This window comes from Pseudomonas sp. AC247 (genome assembly GCF_979258015.1).
The window spans coordinates 255,497-275,152 of sequence record NZ_OZ409829.1 but is presented as its reverse complement, the minus strand read 5'-3'; the positions used below and the strand labels follow the sequence as shown (position 1 = coordinate 275,152).

Below are 19,656 nucleotides of genomic sequence, written 5' to 3'. Positions count from 1 at the left end.
ATAAAGAAACCTGCCAGATACCGCTATAGATGCGGTCGATTCTGCAAGATTCAAGCGTCAGGCAGTTGATGCAGATCAGACAGTCTAGCGGGTGAGCCAGATGAGGGAGGCGAAGCGACCGGTGCGCGAGGCACGGCGATAGGAGAAGAAGCGCGGATCGGTCACGGTGCAGAAACCGCCACCATAAACAGCAGTGACACCGCGTTCAGCCAGACGCAGGCGCGCCAGCTTATAGATGTCAGCCATGAACTTGCCGGCATTGGGGCTCGGTACAAAGGCGTCTGCCGCTGCGGGCAATTGGTTAATGAAGACTTCGCGCACTTCCGCGCCAACTTCAAAGGCTTGCGGGCCGATGGCCGGGCCGAGCCAGACCAGAACATCTTTGGGCGGAACATCAAGGCTATCGAGCGTCGCTTCAAGTACACCCGCCGCCAGACCACGCCAACCGGCATGGGCCGCCGCGACACGGGTGCCGGCATGATCGCAGAACAATGCTGGCAAACAATCGGCTGTCATCGCCGCGCAGGCAATACCGGGCGTTGCCGTCCAACTGGCGTCGGCGGTCGCAACAATGCCCGGATCAGCATGAGCCACGGCAATCCCGTGCACTTGCTGCAACCAGGCAGGCTGTATAGAGAAATGATCGGTCAGGCGCCGTCGGTTCTCGGCAACAGCCTCAGGACGATCATCGACATGATCGCCCAGATTGAGGCTGTCGAACGGCGCCTCGCTGACACCGCCCTCGCGGGTGGTGACGCAGGCTTTGACGCTGGCCGGCGCGGGCCAGTCCGGCGTCAGCCAGTTCATCCGATGAAGGCCTCGCGATCCTGCTTGAGCAGGGTCAGCAGCCAGACGAAATCTTCTGGCAGCGGCGATTCCCAGCTCATGCGTATACCGGTCGTCGGATGATCCAGTTCAAGGAAGCGCGCATGCAGGGCCTGACGCGGGAAATGCTTGAGCGATTCAACCATGGTCGGGTTAGCGGCTGGCGGAATGCGGAAACGACCGCCGTACGCCGGATCGCCGACCAACGGGAAGTTGATATGCGACATATGTACGCGAATCTGGTGAGTACGACCGGTTTCCAGCTTCACCCGTACGTGGGTGTGCGAACGGAAACGCTCCAGCACGCGGTAGTGGCTGACGGCAGGCTTGCCGCCTTCCATCACTGCCATGCGCTGGCGCTGCTGGCCGTGACGACCGATCGGGGCGTTGATCTTGCCACCGGCGGTGACCACACCAATCACGATGCACTCATAGATGCGGCTGACGCTGCGACTCTGCAATTGAGTAACAAGCTTTGTCTGCGCCTGAATGGTCTTGGCCACCACCATCAGACCGGTGGTGTCCTTGTCCAGGCGATGCACGATGCCGGCGCGCGGGACATTGATGATGTCCGGCACGTGGTGCAGCAAGGCGTTGAGCAGCGTGCCATCGGCGTGACCGGCAGCCGGGTGTACCACCAGGCCCGCGGGCTTGTTGATCACCAGAATGTCGTCGTCTTCATAGACGATGTCGAGCTCGATGTCCTGGGCGATCCACTCGCCCTGGGCTTCCTGCTCGGCAGTCAGCTCAAGGATGGCACCGCCGTGCACGATGTCGCGAGGGCGGATGACCGCCCCGTCCACAGTCAGGCGACCTTCTTTGATCCAGGCGGAAAGGCGCGAGCGAGAGTGCTCAGCGAAGAGTTGGGCAGCGACTTGATCGAGGCGTTGGCCGCCCAATTCGGACGGCACCTCTGCGCGAAGTTCAATTTTATCGGACATGCTCTGACTGTGCGTCGGCACAGCTTTTGGTTTCGGCTGCGCGCTTGTGGTTAAATACGGCGTCTTTTGCCCCGAGGCTTTTCAACGGGGCGCTCATCATAACAGGACGGCCCCGCCCAAGACAGCGGCCGTCATAGGGACGCAAGCCGCCATGCAAGTGAAACACCTGCTGCTGATCGCCATCCTCGCATTGACCGCTGCTTGCTCATCGAAGGAAGTCGTAGACGAAAACCTCAGCGAAGCCGAGCTGTATCAGCAGGCTCAGACTGACCTGGACAACAACAGCTACACCAGCGCCACAGCCAAGCTGAAGGCTCTGGAGTCGCGTTATCCGTTCGGTCGCTACGCCGATCAGGCACAGCTGGAGCTGATCTACGCCAACTATAAGAACGCCGAGCCGGAAGCTGCCAAGTCCGCCGCCGAGCGTTTCATTCGTTTGCATCCGCAGCACCCGAACGTGGATTACGCGTACTACTTGAAAGGTCTGACTTCTTTCGACCAGGACGTTGGCCTGCTGGCGCGCTTCCTGCCGCTGGACATGACCAAGCGTGACCCGGGCGCCGCCCGCGACTCGTACAACGAGTTCGCCCAGCTGACCAGCCGCTACCCGAACAGCCGCTACGCGCCGGACGCCAAGCAGCGCATGATCTACCTGCGCAACCTGCTGGCAGCCTACGAAATCCACGTGGCCGACTACTACCTGACCCGTCAGGCGTATGTCGCCGCTGCCAACCGTGGCCGCTATGTAGTGGAAAACTTCCAGGAAACCCCATCGGTCGGTGACGGCCTGGCGGTAATGACTGAGGCTTACCAGCGTCTGCACCTGGACGAGCTGGCCAACACCAGTCTGGAAACCCTGAAACTCAACTACCCGAATCACCCGAACCTGCAAGACGGCCAGTTCGTGCCACGGGTTGCCGAAGCCGACAACCGTTCGTTCCTGAGCAAGGCAACCCTCGGTCTGATCGAGTCGCGTCCACCGCTGCCACCAGGCGAGACCCGCGCCAACCAGGACGTGCAGAAGCAGTTCCAGGACGCGAAAGACGCGATCCCGAACGAGCTCAAGCCTAAAGACGAGAACGGCGACGTGATCGAAGAGCCAGAGCCTGAGTCGAGCGACACTGACCGTTCGTGGTTCAGCTACATGACCTTCGGCGTGTTCGACTGATCACACCGGCAGTACAGAAAAGGGAGATCTGCGGATCTCCCTTTTTCATTTCCGCGCTTTAATCCGCTGTGCGCTGCTCGGGTCCTTGGCTAAACTGCCGGATCATCAGTCGAAAAGCCGCTCATCATGCTTCGTTTATTGTTCTGGATCGCCGTGATCTTCGCCGCCATTTGGCTGTGGCGTAAATTCAAGGCACCTGCCGCGCCCTCTCAATCCAATCGTGCCCCTCGCGAGCAGGACGCATCGCCGATGGTGCGCTGCGCCCACTGCGGTGTGCATTTGCCGCGCGACCGCGCACTCGGCGTTCAACAACAGTGGTATTGCAGCCAGGCTCACCTCGAGCAAGGCCCGGGTGCCAGTGATCGCTGAGGCCACTCACGCCGACAGCAAACAGGCGCAGCGGCTGCTGCGCCTTTATCATCTCTACCGTTTAAGCGTCGGCATCACCCTGGTGTTGCTGATCTCCAGCAACATGGACAACCGCCTGCTGACGTCGATCGACGACGACTTGCTGCGCAGCGGCAGTTGGCTGTACCTGGTGCTGAACATTTTGCTGGTGGTGTTTCTCGAGAACACCCGGCGCCCGGCGCAGCTGTTCAGCCTGGCGCTGGTTGATGTCTTGCTGCTGTGCGGCCTGTTCTACGCCGCCGGCGGTGTCGCCAGCGCGATTGGCAACCTGCTGATCGTTTCGGTCGCGATCAGCAACACCCTGCTGCGCCGACGCATTGGCTTGCTGATCGCCGCCATTGGCGCCCTCGGCATTGTCGGTTCAAGCTTTCTGCTGGGTTTCAGCCACCCGTTGAGTGCCAACGATTACTTGCAGGCCGGCACGCTCGGCGCCTTATGCTTTGCCGCATCGCTGCTGGTGCAAGGGCTGATCCGTCGCCTCGAAGTCAGCGAAACACTGGCCGAGCAGCGCGCCAGCGAGGTGGTCGGCCTCGAAGCACTGAACGCATTGATCCTGCAACGCATGCGCACCGGCATTCTGGTGCTCGACGAAGAACGGCGGGTGCAACTGGCCAACCACAGCGCCCAGACCTTGCTCGCGCAAACGCACCTTCAGGGCCACTTGATCGACGACTACGCACCGGCGCTGGTCGATCGCCTGCAACTGTGGATGAACAACCCGACCCTACGCCCGCAAAGCCTGAAGATCGCCGGTAATGGCCTCGAACTGCAACCGAACTTCATTGCTCTGGAACAGAGCCCGAACCAGCAGACCCTGGTGTTCCTCGAAGACCTCGCGCAAGTCGCCCAGCAAGCCCAGCAATTGAAGCTTGCCGCGCTCGGGCGCCTGACTGCCGGCATCTCCCATGAAATTCGCAATCCACTGGGCGCCATCAGTCATGCCGCGCAGCTATTGGGTGAGTCCGAGGAACTCGACAGCGCCGATCGGCGTCTGACGCAGATCATTCAAGATCACTCCCAGCGCATGAATCGAGTCATCGAAAACGTCCTGCAACTGTCCCGCCGTCAGCAAAGTGCACCGCAACGGCTGGATCTCAAGCCGTGGCTGGAAAACTTCGTCGTCGAAAGCCGCGAACAGGCCACCGAGCGCCAGCAGATCCATCTGCGGATCAACTCGGGTGAATTCGCCACGCTGATGGACCCCAACCAGCTCACGCAAATTCTCGACAATCTGTTGCGCAACGGCTGGCGCCACAGCGCCCTGCTGCACGATCAGGCTGAGGTATGGTTGTCCCTGTTCGTCGATACCGACAGCCAGTTGGCGGTACTTGAAGTGCAGGACAATGGCCCCGGCGTACCTGCCGCAGAACAGGCCCATCTGTTCGAACCGTTCTTCACTACCAGCAGCCAGGGCACCGGCCTTGGGCTTTATCTGTCCCGTGAGCTGTGCGAAAGCAACCAAGCGCGCCTAGACTTCAAACCACGCCAAGGCGGCGGCTGCTTTCGCATCACCTTTGCTCACGGACGGAAACAAAGTTGAACACGAGCCCACGGCAAAAAATCCTTATCGTCGACGACGAACCCGATATCCGCGAACTCCTGGAAATCACCCTGGGCCGGATGAAACTCGACACCTACAGCGCCCGCAATCTGGCGGAGGCTCAAGCACTGTTGCACCGTGAGTCATTCGACCTGTGCCTGACCGACATGCGCCTGCCCGACGGCACGGGGCTGGAACTGGTGCAGCACATTCAGCAACGTTATCCACAACTGCCCGTGGCGATGATCACCGCGTACGGCAGCCTGGAAACGGCGATCAACGCACTCAAGGCCGGGGCGTTCGATTTCCTTACCAAACCGGTGGACCTCACGCGCCTGCGCGAACTGGTCGGCGCTGCCCTGCGCATGCCGGCCGTGGGCGGGGTTTGCACCTCGATTGATCGACGGCTGCTGGGCGATTCACAGCCGATGCGTAACCTGCGCAAACAGATCGACAAACTCGCCCGCAGTCAGGCACCGGTTTACATCAGCGGCGAGTCCGGCAGCGGCAAAGAACTGGTCGCTCGGCTGATCCACGAACAAGGTCCACGTGCCAGCCAACCGTTTGTGCCGGTGAACTGCGGGGCGATTCCCTCGGAGCTGATGGAAAGCGAATTCTTCGGCCACCGCAAAGGCAGTTTCACTGGCGCGGTCGAAGACAAACCGGGGCTATTCCAGGCCGCGCACGGCGGCACGTTGTTTCTCGATGAAGTGGCGGACTTGCCGCTGTCGATGCAGGTGAAACTGCTGCGCGCGATCCAGGAAAAAGCCGTGCGCAGCGTCGGCGGGCAGCAGGAAAGCGTGGTCGATGTGCGGATTCTTTGCGCCACGCACAAGGACCTCGACGCCGAAGTGGCGGCCGAGCGTTTTCGCCAGGATCTCTATTACCGCTTGAACGTGATCGAACTGCGCGTGCCGTCGTTGCGTGAGCGCCGTGATGACATCGAAGTGCTGGCGGCGCATATGCTCAAGCGTTTGGCCAAGGACAGCGGCCAAGCGGCCGCGCGCCTGCACCCACAGGCGCTGGAAGCGTTGAAAAATTATCGCTTTCCCGGAAATGTGCGCGAGCTGGAGAACGTGCTTGAACGGGCACATACCCTGTGTGAAAACCGCACGATCGAGGCGCAGGATCTGCGCTTGAGCGAGGGCAATTGCGCGGCGGAAGGTGGCATTGCCGATCTGACGCAGATCGATAACCTGGAAGATTATCTGGAGAACGTCGAACGCAAACTGATTCTGCAGGCGCTGGAAGAAACCCGCTGGAATCGTACGGCGGCCGCGCAGCGGTTGAGTCTTTCGTTTCGGTCGATGCGCTACAGGTTGAAAAAACTCGGCCTGGATTAAATCGCAAAAGATCGCAGCCTTCGGCAGCTCCTACAGGAAACGCATTCCAATGTAGGAGCTGCCGAAGGCTGCGATCTTTTGATCTTTCTTTAGATGCGGCCTTCAGGCGCATACGGCGCCGGATCAATGATCGGCGTGCGCCCCAGCATCACATCAGCAAACAACTGGCACGACGCCGGCGCCAGCACCAGCCCGTTGCGGTAATGCCCGCAGTTCAGCCACAACCCGGCAAACCCCGGCACCCGGCCGATGTACGGAATTCCCTCGGGAGAGCCCGGACGCAACCCCGCCCAATGCCCGACGACTTCTGCATCGGCCAACGCTGGCAGCAATTCGATTGCCGAAGCCTTGAGACTTTCCAGCGCCACCTCGGTCGGCGTCTTGTCGTAGCCTTCGTGCTCCAGCGTACTGCCGATCAGGATATGCCCGTCGCGGCGCGGGATCGCATAACGCCCTTTGGCCAATACCATGCTCGGCAAAAAGTCCGCTGCACATTTGTAGAGAATCATCTGGCCTTTGACCGGTTCGACCGGCAGCGTCAGATCCAGTGTCTTGAGCAGATCACCGCTCCACGCCCCCGCCGTCAGCACCACCTGATCGCCCTCGATCACACCCGTGGACGTCTGCACGCCGACCACCCGCGCACCCTCGCGGACAAACCCGCTGACTTCGCACTGTTCGTGAATGGTCACGTTCGGCAAGGCCTGCAGCGCCGCCTTCAGCGATTTTACCAGCCGTGGATTGCGCACATTGGCCACATCAGCCATGTAGATAGCCCGGGAGAAACCGCCGCCAAGCACCGGCACCGCATCATGTACCGCCGAGATATCCACAGCCCGCAGCGGACGGTTTTCCCGCTCGGCCCAAGCCAGCGCCTCGGCTTCATCGTCCAGGTCCAGCCAGTACAAGCCAGTGGTGTGCACTTCTGGATCAACCCCAGTGTCGGCAAACAGGCGCGCGCCGAGCTGTGGATAAAAATCCTGCGACCAGTGCGCCAACGCCGTAACGGCTGGGCTATACCGCCACGGGTACAACGGCGAAACGATACCGCCACCCGCCCAGGACGATTCCTGGCCGAGATTCGAACGATCGAGCAGCACCACGCTGCGCACTTCGGAGGCGAGATTGTAGGCGGTCAGCAGGCCAATCACCCCGCCACCGACAATCACCACTTGCTGTTGCCTGGTCATGTTTGATCCAACCGTAAAAAAGACAGTGGGCGCAAAAGGCGCCCGAAAGAAAGCGCCTCAGCGGCCCCAGCAATCCTTGGTGGTCAGCCCGGTGGTCGCGTTGTTCATGCTTCGGACACCGGTATTGGTCAGGGTGAAATCCCCGCACTTGTCGGTGGCCATGGCCGAGCCGGCCTTGCGCGTGGCCGTCAGCAGATAGGTCTGGTCAGTGATCGTCGGGGTGATGGTGTAAAAATCGCTCCCTGTGCTGAGCCCAGTGATGCCGGTGTAGACATTGTTCTTGGTGTAAAACCGTTCGAGGGTTTGTGCCTGCTCCGAGAGCATCGATACTACTTCGGCACGGCGACCCTTTTTCACGTACTCGGTGAGGCTCGGATAGCCGATGGTGATAACGATGCCGATGATCGCAACGACGATCATGATTTCGATCAGGGTAAAACCTCGGTTGGATCTGCGCATGCCTCAAACTCTCGCTTACTGTATTTGTCGCCACATGATACGACGGCTGCCGCCGCCGGGTTTCTCCACCAGCGTGGTAATGCCACCGCTGGAATCGTTGACAATCTTGCGCGTGGCGCCGTTGACGATCGCATTCAGGGTCGGAATGCCACCGGTAAACACCACGCCGCTGGAAATCGTATCGTTGCTGTCGACCACGCCATCGGCGTTGGTATCGAGCACCGCGTAGTTGAGCATCTTACCGCTGAACGCATCCAGTTCGACCAGTTTGCCGGTGCCGAAGCTGGAACACGGATCGGTGGTGTCGACGCTCGCCGTGGTGAAAACGATCCGGCCGAGTACCAGGCTGGCCTGATTGATCACCCGCTCGCCAGTCAGCGCGTTGTTATACACCAGTGGCAGATACCAGCCCTTTTCTGCCGGGTAAGTCGTGTCATTTTGCGTGGTGGTGATGAACTGTCCGGAGCTGCCAGAAAACACCCCGGTGACCGCCTGCGCCTGCAAACTGCTGACAGTGATCTGCCCCGTGCCGCCGTCGGCGTCCCACACTGAATAAAATGCCTGCAGATCCTTGTTGGTCTTGTCCGCCGTTTCGTTGAATTTGCCAGTGCCGATGAAGATCTGCTTGCCGCCGAGTGAATTGTCCGCCAACAACGGTTGTGCAGTGATCGGCTGAGTCGCGCCGCCCGCCGTGGTGAACAAAGGTTTACCGGAAAACGCCACGCCCCAACTGTCCGTCGATGTGGCACTGAGGTCAAACTTCCACAGACGCCCCTTCAAATCGCCACCATAAGCGGCCTGCACCACATTCTGCGAATTGACCTTGAGCTTCACTGACGACAGGCCATTGGTGGTTTCCGTGCTGTCGATGACGATTTTCCTGATCAGCGAACCATCGCGCACATCCAGTACGTATAACGCCGCGACTCCGGAGTTGCTGCCGTAGCCATTGGCAATGAACGCCGCCCAGCGACCGTCCGACAAGCGTGCCACTTCCGGGCGCGCATAGGCATAACCCAGATCATTGAAAGCGTTCGCCGTGCTGGCAGTGGCCGGCGCGCTGACGTCCCAGAGCGCACGCAATACGTTGCCTGCCGAAGCATCGAACAGTTGCAACGCATAGAAGGACTTGCCGCCGGCGCCAGTACCGCCGATGGCCAGGGTTTTCCAGGCGCTGTTGAGCTGGGCATCAAACACGCCGACCTGACCGTCGACGAGAAACTTGTGGCTGACGCCGTTGATATAGGTCGGATCGGCGATCAACCGCAACGACGGCAACACACTGGAAGGCATGTAGGCATAACGCCGAGTGCCGTTGGCCGCGTTGATCACGTTGACGAAACCGTCATTGGCATTCACCACCAGGCTTGCATTCATGTTTGCCGCTTTGGTGGTCAGGTAAGCGCTGTACGTGCTGTCGCCGGACAGGTCGGAAGCGGTCTTGTCCGTGGGCGACGCCAGCACCAGTGGCGAATTGATGATGTCGCCGAGCAACACGCTGCGCACCTTGAGCCCAGCCTTGTTGGTGCCTTTGCTCCACTCCACCAGATCAATCCCGCTGATGCCTGTGGGCAAGCCCTGACTCAGCGTGGTCTGCTGCGCAGCGGAAAAGTTGCCGTAGGCCAAGGTGACTGCGGCGTTACTGGTGGTGTTCCACGATTGATAAGTCGGTGCCGTGGCGCCGGGCACTATGGTGGTGTCCGTCGTCCAGAGCGCCGCCGAGGTATTCACCGCACCCGCCGCCGTAAAACCGAAGGATTTAATCGTGCCGCGCCAGTCCTTGGGATCGTAACTGGTCTGAAAGTAACTGGTGCCGCTGGCCAGTGTCGTGCCGCTGGTCACGCCGCTGCCGCCAGAGCCGGCCTTGGAGGTGATGTCGCTCAATGCCGAAGACAATGCGGCATTGAGCCCGGTGCTGTCGGTCGCCTGGTAGTACTTGCCCTGCCCGTAGCTGGCGGCGTCGGAAAGCATGTCGTTGGCGGCGGTGAACCCGACGCTGTAGGTGTTCATGTTCTGCTTGGGAAAATCCACTGCGTTCCAGCTCTTGCCGGCGGCATCGGTACCGGTCGAACGCATGTCGATGTCGAAGGCGAACTTGGCGATGTCGTCCAGGTAAAGAGTATCGCCCTCGTTGTCACCGTTGAGGTTGTTGCCGTCATTGTTGATGCCGTCCCAGTTCGGCAAGCGACTGCCACCCAGCGGATCGTTGCTTGGGAAAGTGCGGTCGAACGTCGGCAAGCCGTCGGTGATCACTACGCCGTAGTTTTTCTGGCAGCGATACTGAATCGGGCTGGTATAGGTCGCGGGCGTGCTGTTGTAGTACGGCGCCATGCCGCGCATGTAACGGCTGATTTCGTAATAGGTTTCCGCCAACGGCGTATTGGCCACGGCGCTCAAACCGTTGATCGATGAGATCAGTGCGTTGTAATTGGTATCAGCCTGCGCCTGAGTGACGCTGCCGGAGACGGGCGCCAGATCGCTGATCGCGCGGGCAATGTAGCCGCCATTACCGGAGTTGTTGCTGGTGACCGGATTGAACGTCGACAGACCGATGCGCAAGGTGCGGTTGCTGGTGACCAGCGCTGTCGACACGTTGCGCGCGACGTTAATCCGATAATCATTGGGGATCGCCCCGGTGGTGAAATCGCGGGTGCCATTGTTGATGGCCAGGCTGACGACGTAGGCAATGTAATCGCCTGAATAACGCGTGTTACCGCTGCCGACCGGGTCCGGCAGTTTCAGACACAGCGGCGCGAGGCTGTTGTTGTAGAAAGCATAGGCACCGCCGGAACATCCTGATGTCGGCAGGCTGGAGAGAAATATCGAATCGCCGGTGATCGTCGACGAACTCAGGCACAACCCGAGCAGCGCGTTGCATTGCCGGGCCGGGGTGCGGTCGACGGCCGGATCGAATCCGGCGGCATAGATGATGCTGTTCATACTCCCCGAGTCGTCGATCAGCAGCATCACGTTCGGTGCCACTGCGGCCGCACTCAACAAGGGCGAGTCAGACGGTGTGAACGCATACGCCGGCGCCGCCAGATAGAGGCACGCCAGCAGGCCGATCAGCAGCGCCCGGCAGTGCTCAATACTTCGCATAGACACTCTCCACCACACTACGCGAAGTGCCGGCGATGCCGACAGCGGTTACCCGATACAGCGTCGCCGAGGTGTTGCTCGGCACGTTGACGGCGGTCAGCGTGGTGCCGATGTTCTGTACACCGTAGAAGCCATTGGCGGTAGCGATCCAGGTCACGCCCGAGGTTGAATTGAACCCCGCAGCGCTGACCACCGAAGACTCTGCCGGCGGCGCACATTGCGTGGTGCCGCTGCACACCGCCAGCGAATAACCGTCGAGTTGCACAGCGCTTTCACCGACTCGCAACGCCGCCTCGGCGGTCTGGAACGACTGGTTGCGCAGGCTGACGCTGCCGGCCATTTTTTCCTGCATGTTGGCGCTTTGCATCGACGACAGACCGATCAGGGTCAGCAACAACAGAAACACCAGACACACCAACAACGCCATGCCGTGCTGCGCCCGGTGATGGAGTGGAATCCTCATCGGCCCGCCCTCACTGCAAGCGGTTGCGCAAAGCGGCAACCACATTGAAGGTTTGATTGGCCACCCGATTGTTCGGGTCGGTGAGGGTCAGGCTCAGGCGGACGCTGCGAATGCGCGCCGGATCGCTGGGGTTGGCACTGTAGGTCGATGCCGCCACATCCGTTGCGGAACTGGCGAGGCCGAACATCACACTGAAAGCACTGACATTGTTGACCAGCACCTGCTGCGCGGGCGCGCCGCTGCCGGTGCCCATGAGAATCTGGTTGTTGCTGTAGCTGTAGATCAGGCGGCGAATCGGAAAGGCAATCTGCCCGCTCGCCGCCGCGCGCAGTCCGGTATAGGCGGTTGCGTTGTTGCGGCAATCGGAGACCACCGTCCAGGTCGGTGTACCGCCACTGCTGCCGATATCAGCGGTGACCAGGGTCAGTTTGAGATTGGCGTTGTCCCAACTGATCGGCGTGAGCTGGGAGGCATTGAAGTCCCCTGCCGAACTGGAATCGGTAATCGTGCCGAGACAGCCGAACATGCCGACCATACGGATTTCCTGAATCATCTTGCTCAACACGAAACGCGCGTCTTCCTGCATCGCGGCGGCGCTGTTCTGGCTGACATAAGTGTTTTTTGCAGCGATGAAAATCTGCACGACGGCCAGCACCACAATCAGCCCAAGCGCCAGTGCGATCAACAATTCGATCAGGCCAAATCCCCGGTTACAACGCTTCATGGCGTGGCCACCGGATCAACCGCCGCGCGGCTACTGAGGACAAAGCTGCGTTGGGCGCTGGCGGTGTTGGCCGCTCGCGCATCGCTCCAGGTAATGGTGATGGTGTACACGCGCTGATTGAGGGTAATGCTGCCAGTGGCAGTCGGGCCGCCGAAACCGACGATGTTGCTGGTGAAGTCGTAAAGGTCCTGATCGCGCGCGACGCTGAGGTTGCCCGAAGTCGGTGGCGTGACGGTATAGTCGGCGCCTGAGTTGGCGCGAATGCGGTCCATCATGTCGTAGGCGATGAAGCTCGCCTGGCTGGTCATCCGCGAGCTGTCGGTGTACTTCAGCGCATTCAGTTGCACCGCCGCCGCGCCCAGCAGCCCGACCGTAAGAATCAGCAACGCCACCAGCACTTCGATCAGTGTCATGCCCTCCTGTGCCCTGCCACTCCCTGCCCTCATCCGCACATTCCACCCAATTGAATTCGTCCGTTCAAACACACGTTCAGCGTCCTGCTTTGCGTACCCAGCGTGTAAGTGATAACCACCGCCGTCGCAGCCGACAGCCCCCCGAGGCTGTTGAAATCCAGCGCGGTCACTCCCAAGGTTAGCGCCAGAGTGGCACCGCTGCTCATCGCCGGAACAACCCGCAATACATTCGCCGGAGTGCCAGCACTGTCGTAGACCGACAACTCGCCGGTCCATGCGCTGCCGCCGGCAGTGGGTCGCAGCCGGATAGTGGTGCCACGGTCGATCGCCTCCAGACGAGCGAAATTGATTGCCCGTTGCAGGTCACCCATTTCGGTATCGGCCTTGCTGCTCTGTATCGAACGCGTGAACGTCGGCACGGCCAGGGTGATCAGGATCAGAAACACGGCGAGCGCGACCATCAACTCGATCAGCGTGAAACCTTTTGTACGAAGATCCATCGGTGCCCTCCGTTGCCCTCGGCTATACCTGCTTCTACAAACTAGAACATTCAACCGGCCGGCGTCGGTTGATTTGCCCTGCCCGGCGCACGGATTGCGCCGTTCATCACGCTCCACGGAGGGAGATTTCATGTCGCAACAGGGGTTCAGCCTGATTGAACTGCTTATGGGACTGGCGATTGGCGCGATTGTTCTGCTGCTGGTCAGTCCGACGTTTGCTGCGCTGCGCGAATCGAACCATCGCGATCAAGCCGCACAGGGGCTGCTCGACGGTATTCGCAGTGCGCGCACGCTGGCCATCACGCGCAATCAAAGCGTGGTGATTCACGGGATCAACGGCGATTGGGGTCAGGGCTGGCGGATCATTCTGGACGTCAGCGGCAAAGGGCCGGAAGACGCCAACAACCCGCTGCTGGTCGAGCGTGCGAGTGAGGCGAAGGTGCCGATTGTCGGCAATTGGTCGGTCAGTCGTTACATCAGGTTCAGCAACCTGGGGCAACCGCTGATGCCCGGACGGACATTTCAGGCAGGGACTTTACATATTTGCTCGGCCCGTGAGCCGGTCAGCCAGCGCCAGGTGGTGCTGGCTGCGAGCGGTCGCGTGCGCCTGGCCAGCCAGGAAGCTGGACAGGCGCTGTGCGAGCTGGGGAAAAACCTCAGATCGAACGGACGCGCAGCTCTTTAGGCATCGAGAACGTAATATTCTCTTCGCGCCCAGACAGCTCATCGGCGCCTGTTGCGCCCCAGGCCTGCAGTTGCTGAATCACGCCGCGCACCAATACTTCCGGCGCGGAAGCGCCGGCGGTGATGCCGATCCGCTCGACACCGTCGAACCAGCTCTTTTGCAGGTCTTCGGCGCCGTCGATCAGGTAGGCCGGCGTGGCCATGCGTTCGGCCAGCTCACGCAAGCGGTTGGAGTTGGAGCTGTTCGGGCTGCCGACCACCAACACCACGTCGCATTCGTCAGCCAATTGCTTGACCGCGTCCTGACGGTTTTGCGTGGCGTAGCAGATGTCGTCCTTGCGTGGCCCACCGATGGCCGGGAAACGCGAACGCAGCGCATCGATGACGCGGCTGGTGTCGTCCATCGACAGTGTGGTCTGGGTGACGAAGGCGAGTTTTTCCGGGTTGTGCACCTGCAGTTCGGCGACGTCTTTCTCGTCTTCGACGAGGTAGATCGCGCCGCCATTGCTGGCGTCGTACTGGCCCATGGTGCCTTCGACTTCCGGGTGACCGGCGTGGCCGATGAGAATGCACTCACGACCGTCGCGGCTGTATTTCGCCACTTCGATGTGCACCTTGGTCACTAGCGGGCAGGTGGCATCGAAGACTTTCAGGCCACGGCCAGCGGCTTCGGTACGCACGGCCTGGGAAACGCCGTGGGCACTGAAAATGACGATAACGTCGTCCGGCACCTGATCCAGTTCTTCGACGAAGATCGCCCCGCGACTGCGCAGGTCTTCAACGACGAACTTGTTGTGCACCACTTCATGACGCACGTAGATCGGCGGCCCGAAAACTTCCAGGGCACGATTGACGATTTCGATCGCCCGGTCCACGCCGGCGCAGAAGCCACGGGGGTTGGCGAGTTTGATTTGCATGCTGTGCCTCGTGTCTTGCGCGCAAGAAATTAGATCAATACAGCCCTTGTAGGAGCAAAGCTTCGTGGCGAGGGGATTTATCCCCGATGGGGTGCGAAGCGCCCCCAATCCAGTCAACGCGCCTTAACTGGAACCGCGCCGTCAGGATTTGGGGGGCTCTGCCCCCATCGGGGATAAATCCCCTCACCACAAAAGCCCGCTCCCACAATGGTTTTAGCGGTGTTACTTACAGCGCTTTGACGTTGATGATCTCGACGTCAAAGGTCAGCGTCTTGCCCGCCAGCGGGTGGTTGAAGTCGATGGTCACTTGCGTGTCGTCGAATTCTTTCACCACGCCCGGCAGCTCAGTATTGGCCGCATCGTTGAAGATCACCAGCAAACCCGGTGACAGCTCCATATCGACGAACTGCGAACGCGGGATGATCTGCACGTTCTGCGGGTTCGGCTGGCCGAAAGCGTTTTCCGGCTCGACGGTCAGCGTGCGCTTGTCGCCGGCCTTGAAGCCGAACAGCGCCGCTTCGAAACCCGGCAGCAAGTTGCCGTCGCCGACCTTGAAGGTCGCCGGGGCTTTGTCGAACGTACTGTCGACGGTGTCGCCGTTCTCCAGGCGCAATGCAAAGTGCAAGGTGACTTCCGTGTTCTGGCCGATGCGTTGCTCAGCCAATACCTGTTCAGTCATGAACGGCCTCTTCGGTTTTCTTGGTTTTGAACATGTCCAGTGCCAGCATCACCGCGCCAACAGTAATCGCGCTGTCAGCAAAGTTGAACGCCGGGAAGTACCAGCGGTTCTGCCAGTGCACCAGAATGAAATCGATCACATGGCCCAAGGCAATGCGGTCATACAGATTGCCCAACGCGCCACCCAGCACCAGCGCCAATGCGATGGCCAGCCAGGTTTCATTGCGGCCCAGGCGCTTGAGCCAGACCACCAGCACGGCACTGACCACAATCGCGATCAGGGCAAACAGCCAGCGCTGCCAGCCGGAGCTGTCCGCGAGGAAGCTGAAGGCAGCGCCGGTGTTGTAGGCCAGGGTCCAGCTGAAGTAATCGGGAATGATCACGATCTGCTGGAACATTTCGAGCTTGCCTTCGAAGTAGAACTTGCTGGCCTGGTCAATGACCAGAACCAGCAAACTCAACCAGAGCCAGCTCAACCGTCCGAAACGGCCAACGGCATTAGGCATAGTGACGAACCTCGCCAGCGCCGCTGATGTTGTCGACGCAACGACCGCAGATTTCCGGATGCTCCGGGTTCACGCCGACGTCTTCACGGCAGTGCCAGCAACGGGCGCACTTCGGGAAAGCCGATTTGACGATCTTCAGCTTCAGGCCGCTGACTTCAGTGGTTACCGCATCCGCAGGCGCCTGAACAAAAGGCGCAACGCTGGCGGTCGAGGTGATCAAGACGAAGCGCAGTTCGTTGCTCAGCTTGGCCAGGTCGGCGCTCAGGGCGTCTTCGGCGTACAGCGTGACTTCGGCTTGCAGGTTGCCACCGACGGCTTTCGCCGCGCGCTGGATTTCCATTTCCTTGTTCACCGCTACTTTGACCGCCATTACGCGCTCCCAGTAGTCGCGACCCAGTTCAACGTCGGCCGGCAGTTCGGTCAGACCTTCGTACCAGGTGTTGAGCATCACCGACTCGTTACGCTCGCCCGGCAGGTATTCCCACAGTTCGTCGGCGGTGAAGGCGAGGATCGGCGCGATCCAGCGCACCAGCGCTTCGGAGATATGGAACAGCGCGGTTTGCGCCGAACGGCGGGCCTTGCTGTTGGCGCCAGTGGTGTACTGACGGTCCTTGATGATGTCGAGGTAGAAACCGCCCAGCTCCTGCACGCAGAAGTTGTGGATCTTCGAGTAGACGTTCCAGAAACGGTATTCACCGTAGTGCTCTTGCAGCTCGCGTTGCAGCAGCAAGGTGCGGTCCACCGCCCAACGATCCAGCGCGAGCATTTCTTCAGCCGGCAAGATGTCGGTGGCCGGGTTGAAACCGCTCAGGTTCGAGAGCAGGAAGCGCGCGGTGTTACGGATACGACGATAGGCGTCCGCACTGCGTTGCAGGATCTGGTCAGAAACCGCCATTTCCCCCGAGTAGTCAGTCGAAGCGACCCACAGACGCATGATGTCGGCGCCGAGGGTGTCGTTGACTTTCTGTGGCGCGATTACGTTGCCCAGCGATTTGGACATCTTGCGGCCGGCTTCGTCGACGGTGAAACCGTGGGTCAGCAGTTCGCGGTACGGCGCGTGGTTGTCGATGGCGCAACCGGTCAGCAGCGACGAGTGGAACCAGCCGCGGTGTTGGTCGGAACCTTCCAGGTACAGGTCGGCACGCGGGCCGCTCTCGTGGCCCATCGGGTGCGAACCGCGCAGGACGTGCCAGTGCGTGGTGCCCGAATCGAACCAGACGTCGAGGGTGTCGCTGATCTTGTCGTACAGTGGCGCTTCGTCGCCGAGCAACTCGGCAGCGTCCATCTTGAACCAGGCTTCGATGCCTTCGACTTCAACGCGTTTGGCGACTTCTTCCATCAGCTCAACGGTGCGTGGGTGCAGTTCGCCGCTTTCCTTGTTCAGGAAGAACGGGATCGGCACGCCCCAGTTACGTTGACGCGAGATGCACCAGTCCGGACGGTTGGCGATCATCGAGTGCAGACGCGCCTGGCCCCAGGCCGGGACGAACTTGGTGTTTTCGATGGCTTTGAGCGAGCGCACACGCAGGGTGTCGCCGCTGGTTGGCTCTTTGTCCATGCCGATGAACCACTGCGCGGTCGCGCGGTAGATCAGCGGAGTCTTGTGGCGCCAGCAGTGCATGTAGCTGTGTTCGATGACGGTGGTGTGCATCAGCGCACCGACTTCGGTCAGCTTGTCGACGATGGCCGGGTTGGCCTTCCAGATGAACTGGCCGCCGAAGAATTCCAGCGACGGCACGTAAACGCCGTTGCTTTGTACTGGATTGAGGATGTCGTCGTTGACCATGCCGTATTTCTTGCAGGTCACGAAGTCGTCCACGCCGTAGGCCGGAGCGGAGTGAACCACGCCGGTGCCAGCGCCCAGTTCAACGTAGTCAGCCAGGTAGACCGGCGACAGACGGTCGTAGAACGGATGACGGAAGTTGATCAGTTCCAGCTCTTTACCGGTGGTGGTAGCGATAACCGAACCTTCGATGCCGTAGCGCGTCAGGCAGGCTTCAACCAGCTCTTCAGCCAGCACCAGCAACTTGTCGCCGACATCCACCAGCGCGTAGTTGAATTCCGGGTGAACGTTCAAAGCCTGGTTGGCCGGGATGGTCCACGGGGTGGTGGTCCAGATCACGATCGACGCCGGTTTGCTCAGCGACGGCAGACCGAACGCGGCAGCCAGTTTGGCTTCGTCAGCGATCGGGAACGCAACGTCGATGGTCGAGGACTTCTTGTTCTCGTACTCGACTTCCGCTTCGGCCAGGGCCGAACCGCAGTCGAAGCACCAGTTCACAGGCTTGAGGCCCTTGAACACGAAACCGCCCTTGACGATTTCAGCGAGGGCGCGGATTTCACCGGCCTCGTTCTTGAAATCCATGGTCTTGTACGGGTTGGCCCAATCGCCCAGCACGCCGAGACGGATGAATTCGGACTTCTGCCCTTCGATCTGCTCGGTGGCGTAGGCACGGCACAGTTCGCGGGTCTTGTCCGCGCCCAGATTTTTGCCGTGGGTCACTTCAACCTTGTGCTCGATCGGCAGGCCATGGCAGTCCCAACCCGGAACATACGGCGCGTCGAAGCCCGACAGGGTCTTCGAGCGGATGATCATGTCCTTGAGAATCTTGTTCAGTGCGTGACCGATGTGGATCGTGCCGTTGGCATACGGAGGGCCGTCGTGCAGAACGAACTTCGGACGATCCTTGCCAATCTCGCGCAACTTTCCGTACAGGCCAATACTGTCCCAGCGCTGCAGGATCTGCGGTTCGCGCTGTGGCAGGCCGGCCTTCATTGGGAAGGCGGTGTCCGGAAGGTTAAGCGTGGCTTTATAGTCGGTCATTTAAGGCTCTTCATTAGCGATGGGCGCTAGGTGCGGCTAGTGCACGGGCGGTGGCGACATCCGCATTGATCGCCGTTTTCAATGCCTCCAGGGAGGCGAAGCGCTGCTCTTCACGCAGCTTTTGGTGGAAAACCACCGTCAAACGCCGGTCATACAGATCGCCGGCAAAATCTAAAAGATGGACTTCAAGGTGGGCCTTGCCATCACCTTGTACCGTGGGCCGTACGCCGATATTGGCGACACCGGGCCAGGTCTTGCCGTCGATGTCGACATCCACCAGGTAGACACCGGTGAACGGCACACGACGACGCTTGAGTTGAATGTTGGCAGTGGGCGTACCCAGTTGCCGGGCCAGTTTCTGCCCGTGCAACACGCGACCGGCGATGCGGTACGGGCGGCCGAGCAAAAGTTCGGCCAAGGCAAAATCGGCGGCAGCCAAGGCGTTGCGCACCTGTGTGCTGCTGACACGAATACCGTCCAGCTCGACGGTTTGCGCCGCTTCAACGGTAAAACCGTGCATCTGCCCGGCCTGCAGCAGGAAATCGAAATCACCGAGGCGGTCGCAACCGAAGCGGAAATCGTCACCGACTTCCAGATGCTGCACACCGAGGCCATCGACGAGGATGGTGCCGACGAACTCACTGGCGCTGAGTTTGCTCAAGCGCTGGTTGAACGCCAGGCACAACACCCGGTCAACGCCTTCGGCGGCCAGCAGTTGCAGCTTGTCGCGCAACCTTGCCAGACGCGCCGGGGCGGTCTCCGGGGCAAAGAATTCCCGTGGCTGCGGCTCGAAAATCACCACGCAGCTGGGTACGCCCAACTCGAGCGCACGCTCACGCAGTCGGGCCAGGATAGCCTGGTGACCACGGTGAACACCGTCAAAGTTGCCAATAGTGGCGACGCAGCCCCGATGCTGGGGGCGCAAGTTGTGGAGGCCTCGAACCAGCTGCATAACGCGCTTCTTGCTCATAAAG

19 protein-coding genes are annotated in these 19,656 nt (G+C 60.5%); 5 read left to right on the top strand and 14 right to left on the bottom strand.

Going from position 1 to position 19,656, the window contains the following annotated elements:
• Positions 1-84: 84 nt before the first annotated feature.
• Together pgeF and rluD are read right to left on the bottom strand one after the other, a co-directional pair.
• Positions 85-807, bottom strand: a complete 723-nt coding sequence (pgeF, locus tag ACZZ0B_RS01345; protein ID WP_463544214.1) for a peptidoglycan editing factor PgeF — start codon at positions 805-807, stop codon at positions 85-87.
• On the bottom strand, positions 804-1,766 hold the full coding sequence (gene rluD / locus ACZZ0B_RS01340) for a 23S rRNA pseudouridine(1911/1915/1917) synthase RluD (RefSeq protein WP_008078515.1): 963 nt from the start codon (positions 1,764-1,766) through the stop codon (positions 804-806). The genes pgeF and rluD overlap by 4 nt, the downstream gene beginning before the upstream one ends.
• A gap of 151 nt (positions 1,767-1,917) precedes the next feature.
• Here rluD and ACZZ0B_RS01335 point away from each other — a divergent pair, with 151 nt between their 5' ends.
• The 4 genes from ACZZ0B_RS01335 to ACZZ0B_RS01320 all read left to right on the top strand — a co-directional run bounded on the left by ACZZ0B_RS01335 (position 1,918) and on the right by ACZZ0B_RS01320 (position 6,225).
• The gene (locus ACZZ0B_RS01335; RefSeq protein WP_008078517.1) at positions 1,918-2,934 is read left to right on the top strand and encodes an outer membrane protein assembly factor BamD; all 1,017 of its coding nucleotides are present in this window, start codon (positions 1,918-1,920) and stop codon (positions 2,932-2,934) included.
• 126 nt (positions 2,935-3,060) lie between these two features.
• Positions 3,061-3,303: a PP0621 family protein gene (locus ACZZ0B_RS01330; protein ID WP_463544213.1), complete on the top strand. Its 243-nt coding sequence runs from the start codon at positions 3,061-3,063 to the stop codon at positions 3,301-3,303.
• The gene (locus ACZZ0B_RS01325; protein ID WP_463546901.1) at positions 3,293-4,882 is read left to right on the top strand and encodes a sensor histidine kinase; all 1,590 of its coding nucleotides are present in this window, start codon (positions 3,293-3,295) and stop codon (positions 4,880-4,882) included. The genes ACZZ0B_RS01330 and ACZZ0B_RS01325 overlap by 11 nt, the downstream gene beginning before the upstream one ends.
• The gene (locus tag ACZZ0B_RS01320) at positions 4,879-6,225 is read left to right on the top strand and encodes a sigma-54-dependent transcriptional regulator (RefSeq protein WP_440096907.1); all 1,347 of its coding nucleotides are present in this window, start codon (positions 4,879-4,881) and stop codon (positions 6,223-6,225) included. Before ACZZ0B_RS01325 ends, ACZZ0B_RS01320 begins: the two co-directional genes overlap by 4 nt.
• A gap of 89 nt (positions 6,226-6,314) precedes the next feature.
• On the opposite strand, the gene thiO is transcribed toward ACZZ0B_RS01320, so the two are convergent.
• From thiO to ACZZ0B_RS01285, 7 genes are read right to left on the bottom strand one after another with little or no spacing between them, the layout of a single operon-like run.
• The gene (gene thiO, locus ACZZ0B_RS01315) at positions 6,315-7,415 is read right to left on the bottom strand and encodes a glycine oxidase ThiO (RefSeq protein ID WP_463544212.1); all 1,101 of its coding nucleotides are present in this window, start codon (positions 7,413-7,415) and stop codon (positions 6,315-6,317) included.
• 57 nt (positions 7,416-7,472) lie between these two features.
• Complete coding sequence (locus ACZZ0B_RS01310; protein ID WP_158829396.1) at positions 7,473-7,874, bottom strand: type IV pilin protein; 402 nt, start codon at positions 7,872-7,874, stop codon at positions 7,473-7,475.
• Positions 7,875-7,889: 15 nt separating this feature from the next.
• Positions 7,890-10,973 carry a pilus assembly protein gene (locus tag ACZZ0B_RS01305; RefSeq protein ID WP_463544211.1) on the bottom strand — a complete coding sequence of 1,028 codons (3,084 nt, stop codon included), beginning with the start codon at positions 10,971-10,973 and terminating at the stop codon, positions 7,890-7,892.
• Complete coding sequence (locus tag ACZZ0B_RS01300; RefSeq protein ID WP_008078532.1) at positions 10,960-11,436, bottom strand: pilus assembly PilX family protein; 477 nt, start codon at positions 11,434-11,436, stop codon at positions 10,960-10,962. The genes ACZZ0B_RS01305 and ACZZ0B_RS01300 overlap by 14 nt, the downstream gene beginning before the upstream one ends.
• Positions 11,437-11,446: 10 nt before the next feature.
• The gene (locus ACZZ0B_RS01295; protein WP_440096904.1) at positions 11,447-12,160 is read right to left on the bottom strand and encodes a PilW family protein; all 714 of its coding nucleotides are present in this window, start codon (positions 12,158-12,160) and stop codon (positions 11,447-11,449) included.
• Entirely contained in the window at positions 12,157-12,606 is a 450-nt protein-coding gene (pilV, locus tag ACZZ0B_RS01290; RefSeq protein WP_008078534.1) for a type IV pilus modification protein PilV, read from the bottom strand. Before pilV ends, ACZZ0B_RS01295 begins: the two co-directional genes overlap by 4 nt.
• Positions 12,603-13,073 carry a GspH/FimT family pseudopilin gene (locus ACZZ0B_RS01285; protein WP_440096902.1) on the bottom strand — a complete coding sequence of 157 codons (471 nt, stop codon included), beginning with the start codon at positions 13,071-13,073 and terminating at the stop codon, positions 12,603-12,605. Before ACZZ0B_RS01285 ends, pilV begins: the two co-directional genes overlap by 4 nt.
• 130 nt (positions 13,074-13,203) lie before the next feature.
• Here ACZZ0B_RS01285 and ACZZ0B_RS01280 point away from each other — a divergent pair, with 130 nt between their 5' ends.
• Positions 13,204-13,758 (top strand): GspH/FimT family pseudopilin, encoded by a 555-nt coding sequence (locus ACZZ0B_RS01280; RefSeq protein WP_463544210.1) that lies wholly within the window; start codon positions 13,204-13,206, stop codon positions 13,756-13,758.
• On the opposite strand, the gene ispH is transcribed toward ACZZ0B_RS01280, so the two are convergent.
• The 5 genes from ispH to ribF form a co-directional block, all read right to left on the bottom strand.
• Complete coding sequence (gene ispH, locus ACZZ0B_RS01275; protein ID WP_463544209.1) at positions 13,730-14,674, bottom strand: 4-hydroxy-3-methylbut-2-enyl diphosphate reductase; 945 nt, start codon at positions 14,672-14,674, stop codon at positions 13,730-13,732. The genes ACZZ0B_RS01280 and ispH overlap by 29 nt on opposite strands.
• Positions 14,675-14,900: 226 nt before the next feature.
• Positions 14,901-15,338 carry an FKBP-type peptidyl-prolyl cis-trans isomerase gene (gene fkpB, locus ACZZ0B_RS01270; RefSeq protein WP_174245140.1) on the bottom strand — a complete coding sequence of 146 codons (438 nt, stop codon included), beginning with the start codon at positions 15,336-15,338 and terminating at the stop codon, positions 14,901-14,903.
• A 7-nt stretch (positions 15,339-15,345) separates the two neighbouring features.
• Entirely contained in the window at positions 15,346-15,858 is a 513-nt protein-coding gene (gene lspA, locus ACZZ0B_RS01265) for a signal peptidase II (RefSeq protein WP_463544208.1), read from the bottom strand.
• Positions 15,851-18,682 (bottom strand): isoleucine--tRNA ligase, encoded by a 2,832-nt coding sequence (ileS, locus tag ACZZ0B_RS01260; protein ID WP_463544207.1) that lies wholly within the window; start codon positions 18,680-18,682, stop codon positions 15,851-15,853. Before ileS ends, lspA begins: the two co-directional genes overlap by 8 nt.
• A 13-nt stretch (positions 18,683-18,695) precedes the next feature.
• Entirely contained in the window at positions 18,696-19,634 is a 939-nt protein-coding gene (gene ribF / locus ACZZ0B_RS01255; protein ID WP_463544206.1) for a bifunctional riboflavin kinase/FAD synthetase, read from the bottom strand.
• Positions 19,635-19,656 lie beyond the last annotated feature (22 nt).